The 14,804-nt window shown below is 60.2% G+C and carries 9 protein-coding genes; 3 read left to right on the plus strand and 6 right to left on the minus strand.

All coding sequences use genetic code 11. The features are described from left to right. Nucleotides 1-3: 3 nt before the first annotated feature. Both modA and HJ536_RS07830 read right to left on the minus strand, forming a co-directional pair. On the minus strand, nt 4-789 hold the full coding sequence (gene modA / locus HJ536_RS07825) for a molybdate ABC transporter substrate-binding protein (protein WP_177157278.1): 786 nt from the start codon (nt 787-789) through the stop codon (nt 4-6). Between the two features lie 63 nt (nt 790-852). Continuing rightward, on the minus strand, nt 853-1,224 hold the full coding sequence (locus HJ536_RS07830; RefSeq protein WP_177157279.1) for a winged helix-turn-helix domain-containing protein: 372 nt from the start codon (nt 1,222-1,224) through the stop codon (nt 853-855). A gap of 308 nt (nt 1,225-1,532) precedes the next feature. Between HJ536_RS07830 and HJ536_RS07835 the strand changes: the two genes are divergently transcribed. Continuing rightward, nucleotides 1,533-2,129 carry a PAS domain-containing protein gene (locus tag HJ536_RS07835; protein WP_177157280.1) on the plus strand — a complete coding sequence of 199 codons (597 nt, stop codon included), beginning with the start codon at nt 1,533-1,535 and terminating at the stop codon, nt 2,127-2,129. Nucleotides 2,130-2,132: 3 nt separating this feature from the next. Here HJ536_RS07835 and HJ536_RS07840 read toward each other — a convergent pair whose 3' ends face one another. The 3 genes from HJ536_RS07840 to nirB all read right to left on the minus strand — a co-directional run bounded on the left by HJ536_RS07840 (nt 2,133) and on the right by nirB (nt 6,766). Further along, nucleotides 2,133-3,851 carry a bifunctional protein-serine/threonine kinase/phosphatase gene (locus HJ536_RS07840; protein WP_177157281.1) on the minus strand — a complete coding sequence of 573 codons (1,719 nt, stop codon included), beginning with the start codon at nt 3,849-3,851 and terminating at the stop codon, nt 2,133-2,135. A gap of 111 nt (nt 3,852-3,962) precedes the next feature. After that, nucleotides 3,963-4,307, minus strand: a complete 345-nt coding sequence (gene nirD / locus HJ536_RS07845) for a nitrite reductase small subunit NirD (RefSeq protein WP_176855326.1) — start codon at nt 4,305-4,307, stop codon at nt 3,963-3,965. Continuing rightward, entirely contained in the window at nt 4,304-6,766 is a 2,463-nt protein-coding gene (nirB, locus tag HJ536_RS07850) for a nitrite reductase large subunit NirB (RefSeq protein WP_177157282.1), read from the minus strand. The genes nirD and nirB overlap by 4 nt, the downstream gene beginning before the upstream one ends. A 513-nt stretch (nt 6,767-7,279) precedes the next feature. Here nirB and HJ536_RS07855 point away from each other — a divergent pair. After that, nucleotides 7,280-10,642 (plus strand): chemotaxis protein CheB, encoded by a 3,363-nt coding sequence (locus tag HJ536_RS07855; protein ID WP_177157283.1) that lies wholly within the window; start codon nt 7,280-7,282, stop codon nt 10,640-10,642. On the opposite strand, the gene HJ536_RS07860 is transcribed toward HJ536_RS07855, so the two are convergent. Next, nucleotides 10,643-12,496 (minus strand): EAL domain-containing protein, encoded by a 1,854-nt coding sequence (locus tag HJ536_RS07860; RefSeq protein ID WP_177157284.1) that lies wholly within the window; start codon nt 12,494-12,496, stop codon nt 10,643-10,645. 920 nt (nt 12,497-13,416) lie between these two features. Here HJ536_RS07860 and HJ536_RS07865 point away from each other — a divergent pair. Then, complete coding sequence (locus tag HJ536_RS07865; RefSeq protein WP_177157285.1) at nt 13,417-14,697, plus strand: DEAD/DEAH box helicase; 1,281 nt, start codon at nt 13,417-13,419, stop codon at nt 14,695-14,697. Nucleotides 14,698-14,804: the final 107 nt, after the last annotated feature.

Here is a 14,804-nt window from a genome sequence, read left to right on the forward strand (position 1 = left end):
CGCTTAGCCCTGTCCCGGCAGGCTGAAGCCATAGCGCGCCAGAATATCCCGCGCGGGGGCCGTCTGGACATAGGCGTAGAATGCCCGCGCCACCGGCCCTGCATCGCGCAGCAGAACCATCCGTTGCAGCAAGGGGTTGTGCCACTCTGCCGGGATCAAGGCCGACTGCACCCCTGCCCCCAGATCGGGCGCCAAGGCCAGTGAGTGGGCGATCAACCCGCCATCCGCATTGCCGGACACCGCGAATTGAGCGGCTTGGGCGACGTTTTCCCCCAGCACCAGGCTGGGCTTGATCGCCTCCCACAGGCCGGTGTGTTCCAGCGCCTCTTGGGCGCGTTTGCCATAGGGGGCGTGCTCGGGGTTAGCGATGGCAAAGCGGTTGAGCCGCCCGTCGCCCAACGCCCGCCCCAGATCATGCAGGGTTCCGTCCGCCTTGAGCACAGAGCCTTTGGGGACCACGATGGACAGCCGCCCCTCGGCATAGAGGGCGCCTTGGCCGTCGGTCAGCCCCTCGGCCGCCAGATCAAGGACAAAGCTTTCGTCCGCCGCCATGAACATCTGGAACGGCGCGCCCGCCCGGATTTGCCGCGCGAAATTGCCCGTTGAGCCCAATGTGACCTGCACCTGCTGGCCCGTGTCGGCTGCAAACCTGTCCACCAATTCCCGTATGGCAAAGGACAGGTCCGAGGCCACCGCGATCACCGGCGCGTCCTGTGCCCAAGCAGGCCAAGCCGCCGCCACCCCGAGGCCAAGGCCCCCAAGCAGCAAATGTCGTCGCGTCGGGTTCATGGGCGGCTCCGCCTGATATGTTTTACCGGAAATATCGGGTCCGCACCCCGCAGAGGTCAACCGTTATTTTCCATCGGGAATATCCCTGAGCAGCGCCCGCAGCGCGGCAAGCTCTGCCTCTCCAGCGCGGGCCGAGGCCTCCTCGAAAGCACGATAAAGGTCCAGAACCTGTTGCCCCAAGTCCGTCAGATGGGCTCCGCCGCCCTTTGGTCCGCCACGGGTGCTGACCACGACCGGCCCACTGAACATGCCGTTCAGGGTGTCCACCAACATCCATGCGCGCTTGTAGCTCATGCCCATATCGCGCCCCGCCGCCGCAATAGTTCCGGTGCGCGCGATTCCCTCTAACAGTTCGGCTTTGCCGGGGCCGATCATCTCGTCCTCGCCAAAAACGATGCGTATCCTGAGCTTGGGGGACGTGATTTCTGCTGTCATTGCGCCACCTTATCCCAAAGCCCGCGCGGTGCAGCCGAAAAATTTCTTACATTAGGGCAAAGGCCTCTCTGCGATGCAGCAAAAAACCAAATCATTGCAAGGCATTATAAATCTGCAAATGCCGCGAAAAACATCCCGTAAACCCAACAAACATATCAAGCGGGCGCACAGTTTTTGCAATGAAGTTCGCCTCCAAATCTGCCCGAAAAAACGCTATACCGACGGATAGCACCTCTTTCATCCGCCTTCTTATTCACTGTCCTGGAATGTCCGACCTTCAAACTGTGCCTCATTATCTGGAACGTGAATTGGATACGCTTGTCTCGGACAATCCGGCGGTTCGGTCCTTTATCCTGTCGTCGATGATTGATGGAGTTTCGCTCAGGGATCTGGATCAGCCGGATCATGAGTGGTTCAGCCCCGGGTTCTGGAGCTGTTTGGGATATGAGCGCGACCACCATCCCCATCATTCGGCCAACTGGTCGCGGGTGGTGCACGCGGACGATCTGGACAAGGCCATGTGGCCCCCCGCCCCAAACGCCGCCTCGGAACCGCAGTTGGACCACGTTTTGCGCTGCCGTCATGCCAAGGGTCACACCGTCTGGGTCCGCAGCCGCAGCATTCTCATCCAAAATACCGAAGGCCGCACCGTTCGCCTGCTGGGTCTGCACAAGAACCTGAACCACATGCCAGAGCCGGTCCCGGCCGCCGCGCCGAACGACATTCTGGCCCGCCTCAGGATGGCCCGGAACGCCTTGCCCGAAAGCATTACGGACGTGATCGAGGGCCGCCCCGAAGAGGCCGTGCGCCTGCTGGAAATGGCGATGGTGTCGCTGGACAAGGTGATCCTGCAACTGCGCCAATCCCACGACCTGCGCCAACAGAACCGGCTGAAAGGCCAGTGACCCCTAGCCCATCAGCAGCGCGAACTGCACCAGACACAGGATCGCCAGAACGGCGCTGAGCCCCTGCCAGAACCGCAACGGGTTGCGCTGCATCAGGGGAACGTGCTGCCCCTCGCGATAGGAGGCACCGGGACGGCACAGGTCAGCCACAAATTCCGTCAGCGCATCATAGCGGCGCAAGGGATCGGGGTGCACGGCCCGCGCCAGTGCGGCGTCCATCCAGCGGGGCACACCGCTTTCTTCGTCCCGCGCGGGGTCATAGCGCAGGCGCATCTGGTCCTGACTGGACCGGATCCGCGCCACTTGGGCGCCATAGGGCAAACGGCCAGTCAGCATCTCGTAGGCGATCACCCCCAGCGCGTACTGATCGGACCGCCAGCTGACCACATCGTTCGCCAGATATTCCGGCGCGGTGTACTGATAGGTGCCGGGCATGTGGCCTAGTAGCCCCGGCGCGGCCTCTTCGACGCCAGCGACCGAGACAGAGCCCAAATCGATGATCTTCACCGTGCCATTCCGGTCGATCATCACGTTTTCGGGGCGGATGTCCTGATGGATCATCTCGCGCCGGTGAAGGGCACGCAGACCCTTAGACAGCTGGTCGATGATGTCGCGCACCTCGTCCAGATCGGGCTTGGGATGATCCGCCATCCACTGACGCAGGGTGATCCCGTCCACAAATTCCGACAGCACATAAAGGCGCGATCGTTTCCCCTGCTCGGGCACTTGCAGCACATGGGCAGAGCGGATGCGGCGGGCGATCCATTCCTCGAGCACAAAACGCTTGAGGTAGGTTTCGTCCTGCGCGGTTTCGCCTGCCGGGATCTTCAGGGCCACTTTCTGGCCGCGCGCGTCCTGCGCCAGATAGACATGGCTGCGGGCCGACGCATGGAGCGAGCGCAGAATGGTATAGCCGTCCAGTTGGTCCCCCGCGTTGGGTAGGCTTGGCAGTGGCAGGGTCGCGATGTCGGGCAGCGCCTCGCCTTCGGGCAAGGCATCGATGCGGACGATCTGGATGGTCAGGTTGTCGTCGCTGCCCCGCTCTAGCGCGGTTTGAGCAATCTGTTTGGCCACCACATCCAGATCATCGCTGCTGTCCAGCGCCTGCGACACCACCACGGAGTCGATGAATTCATGCACCCCGTCTGTGGTCAGCAAGAACACATCGCCAACCCTCAGGGTGACCTTCTCGTAATCCAGTTCGATCCGCTGCGAGATTCCCATGCCCCGCGCCAGATAACTCTCGGTCGAGGATAGGACGGTGCGGTGATCGGTGGTCAGGGGCTCCAGACTGCGGCCGCTCAGGCGCGAGACGCGGCTGTCACCGGCGTGCAGGATGTGGCCTTCGTTGCCCTTCAGGATCAGAGCGGATAGCGTGCACACCTGCCCCGCGTTGATGTCCGATACGGACTGGTTCTGCCCGTGCAGCCAAGCGTTCGTGGCCCAAATCACCCGCGTTGCGGCGGTCTGGACAGTCCACGCATCGGGGGTCGAGTAATAGTCAGTCATCAGCGCCTTGACCGCCGTTTCCGAGGCCGCCCCGCTGACCGCGCTGGAACTGATCCCGTCCGCAACGGCCAGCGTGATCCCCTTGAGGGCACGGACATTGCCATCGGGAATGAGCGCGCCATGGAAATCCTGATTTTCCGGCTTGCGGCCCGCGTCGGAATACTGCCCAAGCGAGATTTCCAACGGGCGCGAGACTGGCTTGTGGTGGATCATCCCATACCTTTCCATGCAAAAAGCGGCCCCACCGCGTGGCGGGGCCGCTTTGTTACTTCAACTGTCCCTCGTGGATTTTTCCATCGATTCCTTTGCCTTGCGGCTGGGCCCTCAGACCTTGGGCGAGAGCTTCAGGTAAACGTCACGACCCTCGATGCGCACCGGATAGGCCGCAGTCTGGCCGCTGTCCGCCCCCTGCGCCATCCCCGTTTCCAAGGAGATGACCCAGTTGTGCAGCGGGCACGTGACGCAGCCGTCATGCACGATGCCTTGGGACAGAGGGCCGTTCTTGTGGGGGCACTTGTCCTCGAGGGCGAAGATCCGGTCATCCACGGTGCGGAAGATCGCGATGGTGGTGTCGCCGTTTTTCACGCAGCGCGAGCCCTGTACGGGGACATCGTCGATGGTCCCGATCAGGCGCCAGTCCAGTTGGTTTTCGTTAACGGGGGCGTTCATTCTGCGGGCTCCGATACGGTGGCGGGCGCGTTGAAAACGGCCATGGGGTTGAATTCGTGTTTGTCTACGCCGGACACACGCTCCGACCACGGGTCGGTCTGGCTGAACTTCTGGCTGTAAACAAAGCGTTCGTAGTAGGCGCGGCGGCTTTCCAGATCGTCAAAGATCACGGCCTTGACGGTGTCATAGCCCACGCGGTCGGCCCATTTGTAGATCCGCTCCAGATAGAAGCCCTGTTCGCGGTACATCTGGGTCATTGCGCCCGCGATCTCCATGACTTCTTCTTCGGTCTTGACGGTGCCCAGTTTGGTCGTGCCCTGAATGTGCAGACCTGCGGCGCCGCCATAGACGATCTCGTAGCCGCTATCGACGCAGATCACGCCGATGTCTTTACAGGTAGCTTCCGCGCAGTTGCGGGGGCAACCGGTGACGGCCAGCTTGACCTTGGCGGGCGTCCAGGACCCCCACATGAATTTTTCCAACTTGATGCCAAGGCCGGTCGAGTCCTGCGTACCAAAGCGGCACCAAGTGCTGCCCACACAGGTTTTCACGGTCCGCAGTCCCTTGGCATAGGCGTGGCCCGAGATCAGACCCGCGTCGTTCAGGTCGGACCAAACCGCAGGCAGGTCTTCTTTCTTGACGCCAAGAAGGTCGATACGCTGACCGCCGGTGACCTTCACGTCGGGGATGTTGAACTTGTCGACCACATCCGCGATGGCGCGCAGCTCGGACGAGGTGGTCATGCCGCCCCACATACGGGGAACAACCGAATAGGTGCCGTCTTTCTGGATGTTCGCGTGGACGCGCTCGTTGATGAAACGCGACTGGTAGTCATCCTTGTACTCGCCCGGCCAGTCGGCCAGCAGATAGTAGTTTAGCGCCGGACGGCATTTCGCACAGCCACCCGAAGTTTTCCACTCCAGCTCCTGCAGGACGGCGGGAATGGTTTTCAGCTCTTTGGCTTTGATCAGGCGGCGCACTTCGCCGTGGCCCATGTCGGTACAACCGCACATGCCTTCGGCCTTTTTGGCGTAGCCGTCACCAAGGGTGATCGCCATCACGCTCTCGACCAGACCGGTACAGGTGCCGCAAGAGGCCGACGCTTTGGTGTGGGCGCGAACCTCGGCCAGCGAGGTCAGGCCCTTTTCGTTGATCGCCTTGACGATCTGACCTTTGCAGATGCCGTTACAGCCACAGATTTCCGCATCATCCGACAGGTTCGCCACTGCGGCCAGCGGATCAACCGCGCCGCCGCCCTGATGGGCCTGACCAAAGATCAGGGTTTCGCGGATCTCGCTGACGTCCTGACCGGATTTCAGCATCTCGTTGTACCAGCCGCCGTCGGCCACATCACCGTACAGTACCGCGCCGATGACCTTGTTATCCTTGAGGATCACGCGGCGATAAGTGCCACGGGTCGCGTCGCGCATAACCACATCCTCGACACCCGGTCCGTCGCCGAATTCACCGACCGAGTAGAGGTTCACGCCGGTAACCTTGAGTTTGGTCGGGGTTTCCGCGTGGGTGAAGTGCACATCGGGCAGACCGCAAAGGTGGTGCGCCGCAACCTTGGCCATCTGGTACAGAGGCGCAACCAGACCGTAAACGCGACCGCCAACCTCGGTGCACTCACCGACCGAGAAGATGTTTTCGTCCGAAGTGCGCATGAACGCGTCGGTGACGATGCCGCGACCCACCTCGAGGCCGGCGTCTTTGGCCAGCTGGGTGTTGGGGCGGATACCGACGGCCATCACGACCAGGGACGCGTCGATCAGGGTGCCGTCTTCAAGCTCGACCTGCTCGACCTTGCCATCACCGTGGATCGCTTTGGTGTTCGCGCCGCATTTGATTTCGATGCCGCGGGATTCCAGTTCCTTTTGCAGCAGATAGCCCGCTGCGGGGTCCAGCTGACGCTCCATCAGGGTGGGCATAAGGTGCAGAACGGTCACGTCCATGCCGCGCATCTTCAGGCCCGCTGCCGCCTCGAGGCCCAGCAGACCGCCGCCGATCACAACCGCGCGGCCGCCTTTTTCCACGGCCTTCAGCATGCCATCCACGTCATCCAGATCGCGGTAGGCCAGAACGCCGTCCAGCTGGTGGCCGGGCACGGGGATGATAAAGGGGTTCGACCCGGTGGCGATGACCAGCTTGTCATAGGCGGCGGTGATGCCCCCTTCAGAGGTCACGGTCTGCGCTTCGCGGTCGATCGAGACGACCTTCTGGCCGCGGTGCAGGGTGATGCCGTACTCTTCGTACCAGCCGTCCCCGTGGATGATGATGTCCTCATAGGACTTCTCGCCCGACAGAACGGGGGACAGCATGATGCGGTCATAGTTCACACGGGGCTCTGCGTTAAAGATGGTGACATCGAACGCATCACCGACCAGGTCGAACAGATGTTCGAGCATCCGGCCAGGAGCCATACCGTTTCCGACGATAACTAGACGTGCCTTGGTCATAGGACTCTCCGGTTCGTAAAGCCTGCGGCGCGCGTTGTGGGCCAGCGAGGCAAAGCAATGGGAATACGAGTGTTTGGATGAGGTTTTCCGTCGGCCCGATCGGATCGGAACCAATGAAACAGCACCATTGCCGCCAGCCGAGAACGATGTCTCTGATCGGAAAATGTCGCGCCGTTGCGACCAAGGGGTCAGGCGTTCCACCGCCTAATGGGTAGTCTGTTACTCAGGATATGCTGCGACTGCAAGACCACATGCGTCGCAAAACCGACATGAACCGGTGGCGCCCCCCCGCAGCGATTAAAAAATAAGCAATCATGCAATTGCGAGATAGGTTTTGTGGCATAATCTCTATCGACCGCAGCACGTCCCGATGACCGCCGCCGGACAGCCCCCTCGCCCCAGACGTGCGTTTTTTTGCCCCAACGGCCACTGTTTTTCGAATGTGACGGTAGGCGAAAGCGCAGAACAAGACTAAAGTGGCGCCAAGCAAATCGCTTTTAGAAAGATATTTTTATGCCCGATCAGCCTCTAGAGACTCCGATCGACGACGCCCCAGAGGAGGAGACACCGCTCTACATCGTCGGTATAGGTGCGTCTGCTGGCGGCCTCGAGGCTTTGCAATCTATGGTGGGGCGACTTCGGGTGGGCGGAAAGATGACCTATGTCATCGCGCAGCACCTGTCCCCGAACTACAAAAGCATGATGGCCGACCTTCTGGCGCGGGAAACCACGCTCAAGGTCTATGAGGCCAAGGACGGCATGCCCCTAGAGGCGGATACCATTTATTGCTGCCCGCCGAACAAGAACATCACGATCAAGGACCAAACGATCCGGTTGATCGACCCCAAGACCCAGACCCATGGCCCCAAACCCAGCATCAACGAACTGCTGATGTCCGTTGCCATCGATGCGGGCGTGCATGCCATCGGGGTGATCCTGTCCGGCACGGGCACCGATGGGTCCGAGGGCATTCGCGCCATCAAGGCAGAGGGCGGCCTGACCTTTGCCCAAGACCCGCAAACCGCGAAATATGACGGTATGCCCAATTCGGCCATTCTAACCGCCAAGGTAGACTTTGTTGAATCGCCCGACGGTATCGTCGCCGAGCTTGAAAGCCTGATGGACGGCAACCCGACGCTGCTTCTGAAAGAGGACAGTTCCGACGAAGACGCGATCGTCGACAAGATCCTGCGGCGGTTGCTCGAGGTCAGGAATGTCGACTTCACCATGTACAAGCGCAACACCATCAACCGGCGGATCGAGCGCCGGATGACCGCGCTGAAGGTGCCGACAATCGCGGCCTATCTGGAGCTGTTCAAAAAGTCCGACGACGAAGTGTCGATGCTGTACAGTGACATCCTGATCGGGGTGACGTCATTCTTTCGGGACACCGGCGCCTTCGAAGCACTGGAGGCCGAACTGCGTCAGTACATCCGGACCAAGACCGAACGCACTCTACGGATCTGGGTGCCCGGTTGCTCGACCGGCGAGGAACCCTATGCGCTGGCGATGCTGCTGTCGGAAATTCTGGGCCCCGAGTTCAAACGCTGGCAAATCCAGATTTTTGGCACGGATATCGACGATGATGCGCTGGAAACTGCGCGCCGGGGCCAGTACCCGGAATCTGCCGCTATGGTCTCGCTGTCCAACCCCAAATATCGCAAGTATTTCAACGTCAGCGGCGACCGCTATCTGGTGGCCAAAGTGATCCGCGAAGTCGTGATCTTTTCCCGCCACGACCTGACCTATGACCCGCCCTTCCTGCGGCTGGACCTGATCAGTTGTCGCAACCTGTTGATCTATTTCAACTCCGATCTTCAACGCCGGATCATGCCGATCTTCCACTATTCCCTGAACCACAACGGCATGCTGTTTCTGGGTAAAAGTGAAAGCGTCGGGTCCTTTGCGAGCCATTTCAGGGAAATAGACAAACGCAACAAACTCTATCGCGCGAATTCTCTTCCCCAGAATGCGCCGACCGCGACCCTGACAAGACCCCTCACCATTTCACCAAAACGTGCGCCCGTGCCTTTGTCCCAGAACACCAAACCTTCACTGAGTGCTCTCGTCGCCGACGAAATCAAACGCAATCTGTTCCCGATGTCTCTGGTCCTGAACGAGAGCAACGACATCGTGTTTGTCGGCGGCAAAAATGCCTATATCAATCGCCCCGACGGCGATGTAACCGACAATATCTTCCAGAACGTGCATCCGGCGCTTTCGACAGAATTGCGGGCCGCCCTGCAAACCTCGGTCAGCAAGAAAGTGACGGTCAAGACGCCGTTCCAGCAGGTCAAACTGCCCGACGGGACCTTCAAGCATGTGCGCGTTGTGGTCATCCCGATGGAACAGGCCGAGGGGGCTGACGGGCTAAAGCTGATCTCCTTCCAAGAGGAAGAGACCGTCGGTGAACTCTATGGCGCGACGCTCACCGACCATTCCAACGATGAGCGTGTCGCCCTGCTCGAGGTTGAACTGCGCAGATCGCGCGAACAGGTCCAGACCGTGATCGAAGAACTGGAAACCTCGAACGAGGAACTCCAGTCCATGAACGAGGAAATGCAATCCGCGAACGAGGAACTCCAGTCCACCAACGAGGAACTGGAAACCACGAACGAAGAACTGCAATCCACCAACGAAGAGCTTCAGACCGCATATTCGGAACTGAAAAAGGCCTATGACGATCGCGAGGTCCAAGGCCAAGAGCTGCGCGATGTGCAGGCACGCTTTGGCACCCAGCAAAAGCTGCTGACCCGCGTGCAGCAGTCGGCCCGGTTGGGTCTGTATGAATGGGACGTGATCAGCGGCGCTTACGAGGCCACAGCGCAAGTGCGCGAACTGCTTGGGGTAAATGACGAAATCCTGCTGACCCTGGACAGTGTCAAAGGTCTGATGGGCCACAACGCCTCTGCCGAATACGAGCACAGCCTGCGAGAGGGGCTCAAGACCGGCACGGTTGATATCCTGTTCAACACCAGCAAATTGTTCGACGGCGAAATCCGGTATCTGCGCCAAGTGGGCGAGGTCGAATATTCCAAGACCGGTATCCCGCTCAAAGTCTATGGCACCATTCAGGACGTCACCTCGAGCGAGATGACCCGCTCCAGCCTGCGCAAGGTTCAGGCCGGCCTGCAGGCCATTTACGGCGACATCAGCGCGGGCGTGTTCATCTATGACTATGACCTGCAACGCAATCTATACATCAACGACGAATACACCAAGCTGCTAGGCTACACGTTAGAGCAGCTGAACGCGATGCCCACTGCGGAATTTGCGACCCTGTTCCATCCGGACGATTCAGCGACCATTCAAGAACATCGCGAGACGCTGATCTCTTCCCAACCGGGGGAAAGCTTTGCGCTGGTTTGCCGGTTCCGCCACGCGGCGGGCCATTATGTCTGGCTTCACGGGGTGAACCGCGTTCTACGCCGCAAAAAGGATGGGTCCCCCAAAACCTATCTGGGCCTGTTCTTTGTGATCGACGCCGCCGAGGCCGATGAAATCCGCGGGATCGCGGTAGAGGGTAATCCATCGCTTCAGGTGGGGCCCCTGCCCGAACGCTCGGACAAGGCGCTGGTGGTTTGCGACGAAGAGCTGAAAATCACGCTCATCAGCAAGACCTTCAAAGACGAGTTCGGCTATTCGCTTGAACATCTTTTGGGGCAGCCGATTGTGAACCTGTTCGGCCCCGACGATGCGCTCAAGGTCAAAGAGGCCTTTGAAAAGGCGCAGGCCGGCACCGAGCACAAGTTCGCGCTCAACGTTCACATCCGGTCCTATGGCGGCAGTGTCGTTCCGGCGAAAAGCCGCATCAAAGCATTGCACGACAGCGATGGCCATCTGTCGAGCTTCTTCTTCGATTTCTCCAAATCCTGATCAGGCCCGCAATTTCCTGATCATCAGGTCATCCCTTATCTCTGGCGGTAAGGGGTGACTGACATCCAGACCCAGATGCTGCAGGGCGTTGATCTCTTCGACGCGCATGGGTTTGCAGTGAAGATATCCCTGCTGCTTGACCATCTGCATGTTCCGCAGGGTCCGCGCCTGACGATAGGTCTCGACCCCTTCGATCACGATATCGATCCCCAGACTACGCGCGAGCGAGGCGATGGCGTTCAACGTGCGGGTCTTGGCCCGGTTGGTCTGTAGCCCCGCGCCTGCGGTCAGTTCCTTGTCCACCTTGATGATATCGGTGGGGAATTCGGCAAAGCGCAGCAGATTGCTGGCCTCGCGGCCGAAATCGTCCAGCGCAATGCGATAGCCGAATTTCCGCAGGATCTCGATTTCCTCGATCACCTTGTTCCAGTTGGCCCGCTGAGACATCGACGCTTCCGAGATTTCCAGCACGATCTGGCGGTCGTTGATCACGAAATCATTGTCGAACCAGTCCGCAATCACATCGGCCGCGTCCCGCATGGACAGGGTTTCCACATCCACGTTGAACGAGACATAGGCACCCGGTTCGGCGGTCAGGTCATAGATGACCTCGCGGCGCAGTGCTTTGGCTTGGTCGAAAAACTCTGGCTGGCGGCAAATCTGGGTGTAGGCCAGCGCGAACTTGGCGGGGCTGATCTGCAGACCGTCGCGCCGGTTCCACCGCAAAAGGGCCTCGAACCCTTCCGCCGCCTGACGGTCCACGTTCCAGATCGGCTGAAGTGCATAATAGAACTCGTCGGCGCGCAGCCCCTCTTCGATTTCGAAGCTGGTGATCAGGTCGCCATTGGTTCGCAACCCCTCAAGGAAAATCGCATCGGCGATGACGCAGGTATTCCGGCCACGCTGCTTGGCCTCTTGCAAGGCGCGGTCGGCCTGAAACAGCGCGTCGTCCAGTGTCTCGTTCTCGTCCAGCGGGCGTATCCCGATCGAGGCCGTGACCTTCACATGATGGCTTTCGCTTTTGACAGCCGTATCCTCGATGGCGGTCCGGATCACCTCGGCAAAGGCCAGCGCGTCCTCGTCGGACCGGAACCCGCGCAACAGCGCGAATTCCTCGCCCCCGAGACGGGCCGCCACGCCGCCACGCCCCATGTTTTCGGCCAGCACCTGCCCGACCATCTTCAGAATGTCGTCGCCCACCGAATGCCCGTAGGAATCGTTGATCCCCTTGAAATGGTCCAGATCGATCAGCAGCAGGCAGTCCCCGGGAGCATGTTCGCTGTCCTCGAAGTGATCCACCAAGGCGCGGCGCGAAAAGAGGCCTGTCAGGTAATCCACATTCACCGCCCTGCGCAACGAAGCCAGCTCGCTTTCCTGCTGGGTTACGTCGATGATCGAGATAGCAAAGCAATGTTCGCTGCTGTCCGTGGGCAAAATCCATTTGCCGATCCGGCGGAACTGCTTGGGCTGAGCAATATCGGCAAAGGGCACTTCGATGGTGTCATTGTCCCAGAACGGCACCATCGCAGAGGTGTCGATCCGGTCGCCGTCGCACAATTCGGGAAAGAACTGCGCCCGAACGGTGGCCTCGCGGTCGCCCTCGATCACGACATCGGGGTCCAAAGCATCCGCGATAAAGCCCAGCTCGTTGGACAGGTGGATTACCTGCCCCTGCGCATTCAGGATCATCACCATATCGGGCAGTTCATCCAGCAAGGACTGATAGGTCAGCGCGCGCATTTCTGCTTCGGCCAGTTTTTCGGCCTTCCGAGCGCTCTGGTTCCGCTCTCTGACCAGCATTCCGCTCATGACGGCGATGCAGATCATCAATCCTGCGATCAAGACGTAGTCCAATCAATTTCCCCATTTTCAGGGTCCGCGGTCGGGACATCTTGCGCCTTTTGGACCGCAACCCTGTGTTTGTGTCGGGTGGAAACACAACCAGACGCAGGTCCAAGGCCCCCAGGGCGACGTTTCTGCAAAATCGGAAATGACAGGGTAAGGTTATACCCATCAACCGTCATGGCAATACCATAGAGTGTATTTAATATCGTTAGAGGTATTCCCTGCCACACCCCGCAACCAAACGTGCGAGGGGTCGGCCCTTTGACCTCACTTAAGCGACAATCCACAAAAGCAAACAATCACAGTTGCATTCTTATGGCGAATCACCTAACCTTAAGGTCACGAGAGCCCAAAAAGCGGGGAGGTGTGAGCCCCGGCTTTGTGGGCTCTTTTTGCGTTTTTAATGGGTTGCCTTTTTCCCGCAAGACCTGTGGCGGACAACACGATCCGTTATCCCCATACCATTTCGGGGCCGCCGTTCTGTTGAATAAGAGAGATTCTCTTTGTGTGTGAATTCCGGCGCCGCCTTATCTGTAACGCTTGTTTGCACGGGTTAATAACGCCGCTCACGTTAGGACGCCGCAGGTCTTGACCCCAGATACCTAGAGGGACAGTTTTCCCGACTGTCCCTCCTTTTTTATTTCCCCCGCAGAAGCAGGATTTCCCGAAAATTCCGGATACCATCGGGGAAATATGTTGACACAGCGCCCTTTCATGACGATTTGACCCCTATCAGGTCCCTGCCGCGTGAGCAGGCGGCGCAATGACGTCCGCCCCAACGGTCCTGACACAGTTTCCCATGTCACGTGAGGGGGACGCTGCCCCCGTGTCTGGCGCTGCAATCCGGTAGCGCGAGCGATCGCAGGGGCAACCCCGTTTGCCGGACCGATGCGTCCGGTTCAGCCGGCCTTCCCCGGCAAGGACAATTTATGACGTTCAACACTCTGGGCCTCGACGCCCATATCCTGAATAAACTTGATGCCCTCGGCTTCAAGGCCCCTACCCCCATTCAGGCCAAAGCCATCCCCGTTGCCCTTGATGGCCACGATGTTCTGGGGATCGCACAGACCGGCACCGGTAAAACCGTGGCCTTCGGGGCGCCTCTGGTGGCCGCTCTGGAACAGGGCCGTGTGAAGCCCGCCCCCAAGACCGTGCGCGGTCTGGTGCTGGCCCCGACCCGCGAACTGGCAACCCAGATCATGGCAACGCTCGAAGGTCTGACCGACACCCTGCGCCTGAACCTGATCGTGGGCGGCAAGTCCATCAACCCCCAGATCAACCGTCTGGCGCGTGGCACCGACATCATGGTGGCCACCCCCGGCCGTCTGATCGACCTGATCGACCGCAGCGCCGTTGACTTGTCCAAGACCCGCTTTCTGGTACTGGACGAGGCTGACCAGATGCTGGACATCGGTTTTGTGCACGCCCTGCGCCGCATCGCGCCCTTGGTATCGCGCGACCGTCAGACCATGATGTTCTCGGCCACCATGCCCAAGTCGATCTCGGATCTGGCCAAGGATTTCCTGACCGATCCCGTGCGCGTCGAAGTCAGCCCTCCGGGCCGCGCGGCAGACAAGGTGACCCAGTGCGTTCACTTCGTCCGCAAAGAGGACAAACAGCCCCTGCTGATCGAACTGCTGGACAAGCACCGCGACGAGCTGGCGCTGGTCTTCAGCCGCACCAAACACGGCGCGGAAAAGCTGATGCGCACGCTGGAAAAGGTCGGCTTTGCCGCCGCCTCGATCCACGGGAACAAGAGCCAGGGCCAGCGCGACCGCGCGCTCGAGGCCTTCCGTGCCGGTGACGTCCGCGTTCTGGTTGCCACCGACGTTGCTGCCCGCGGCATCGACATTCCGGGCGTCGCGCATGTCTATAACTACGACCTGCCGAACGTGCCTGAAAACTATGTGCACCGCATTGGCCGGACCGCCCGCGCGGGCCGCGAAGGGGCCGCTGTGGCCTTCTGTACCGCCGACGAGATGGGCGAACTGAAGGACATCGAAAAGGTTCTGAAGATGTCGATCGAAGTGGCCAGTGGCACCCCTTGGGACGCACCCGCAGGTGGCGCCAAGCCCAAGGGCCGTGGCGGCAAACCCCAAGGTCGCGGCAACCCCAACGGTGGCCAGAAGCCCGCGGGGGCCAAACCCCAGCAGCGCCGCCGCCGCCCCCGCAACGGCGCCAAGGGCGGATCGCCCCGCGCTGCCGCATAAGTCAGCTTCAGGCCCCGACCGCATGGTTCGGGGCCTTTTTACTGTCCGGGCTTCAGCGCATTGTGAGGCCCCCACTTTTTCCTGCCCCGAAAAACCGGAAGATATTC

Origin of the sequence: Donghicola mangrovi, assembly GCF_013377535.1 — a bacterium.
Lineage (GTDB): Bacteria > Pseudomonadota > Alphaproteobacteria > Rhodobacterales > Rhodobacteraceae > Donghicola > Donghicola mangrovi.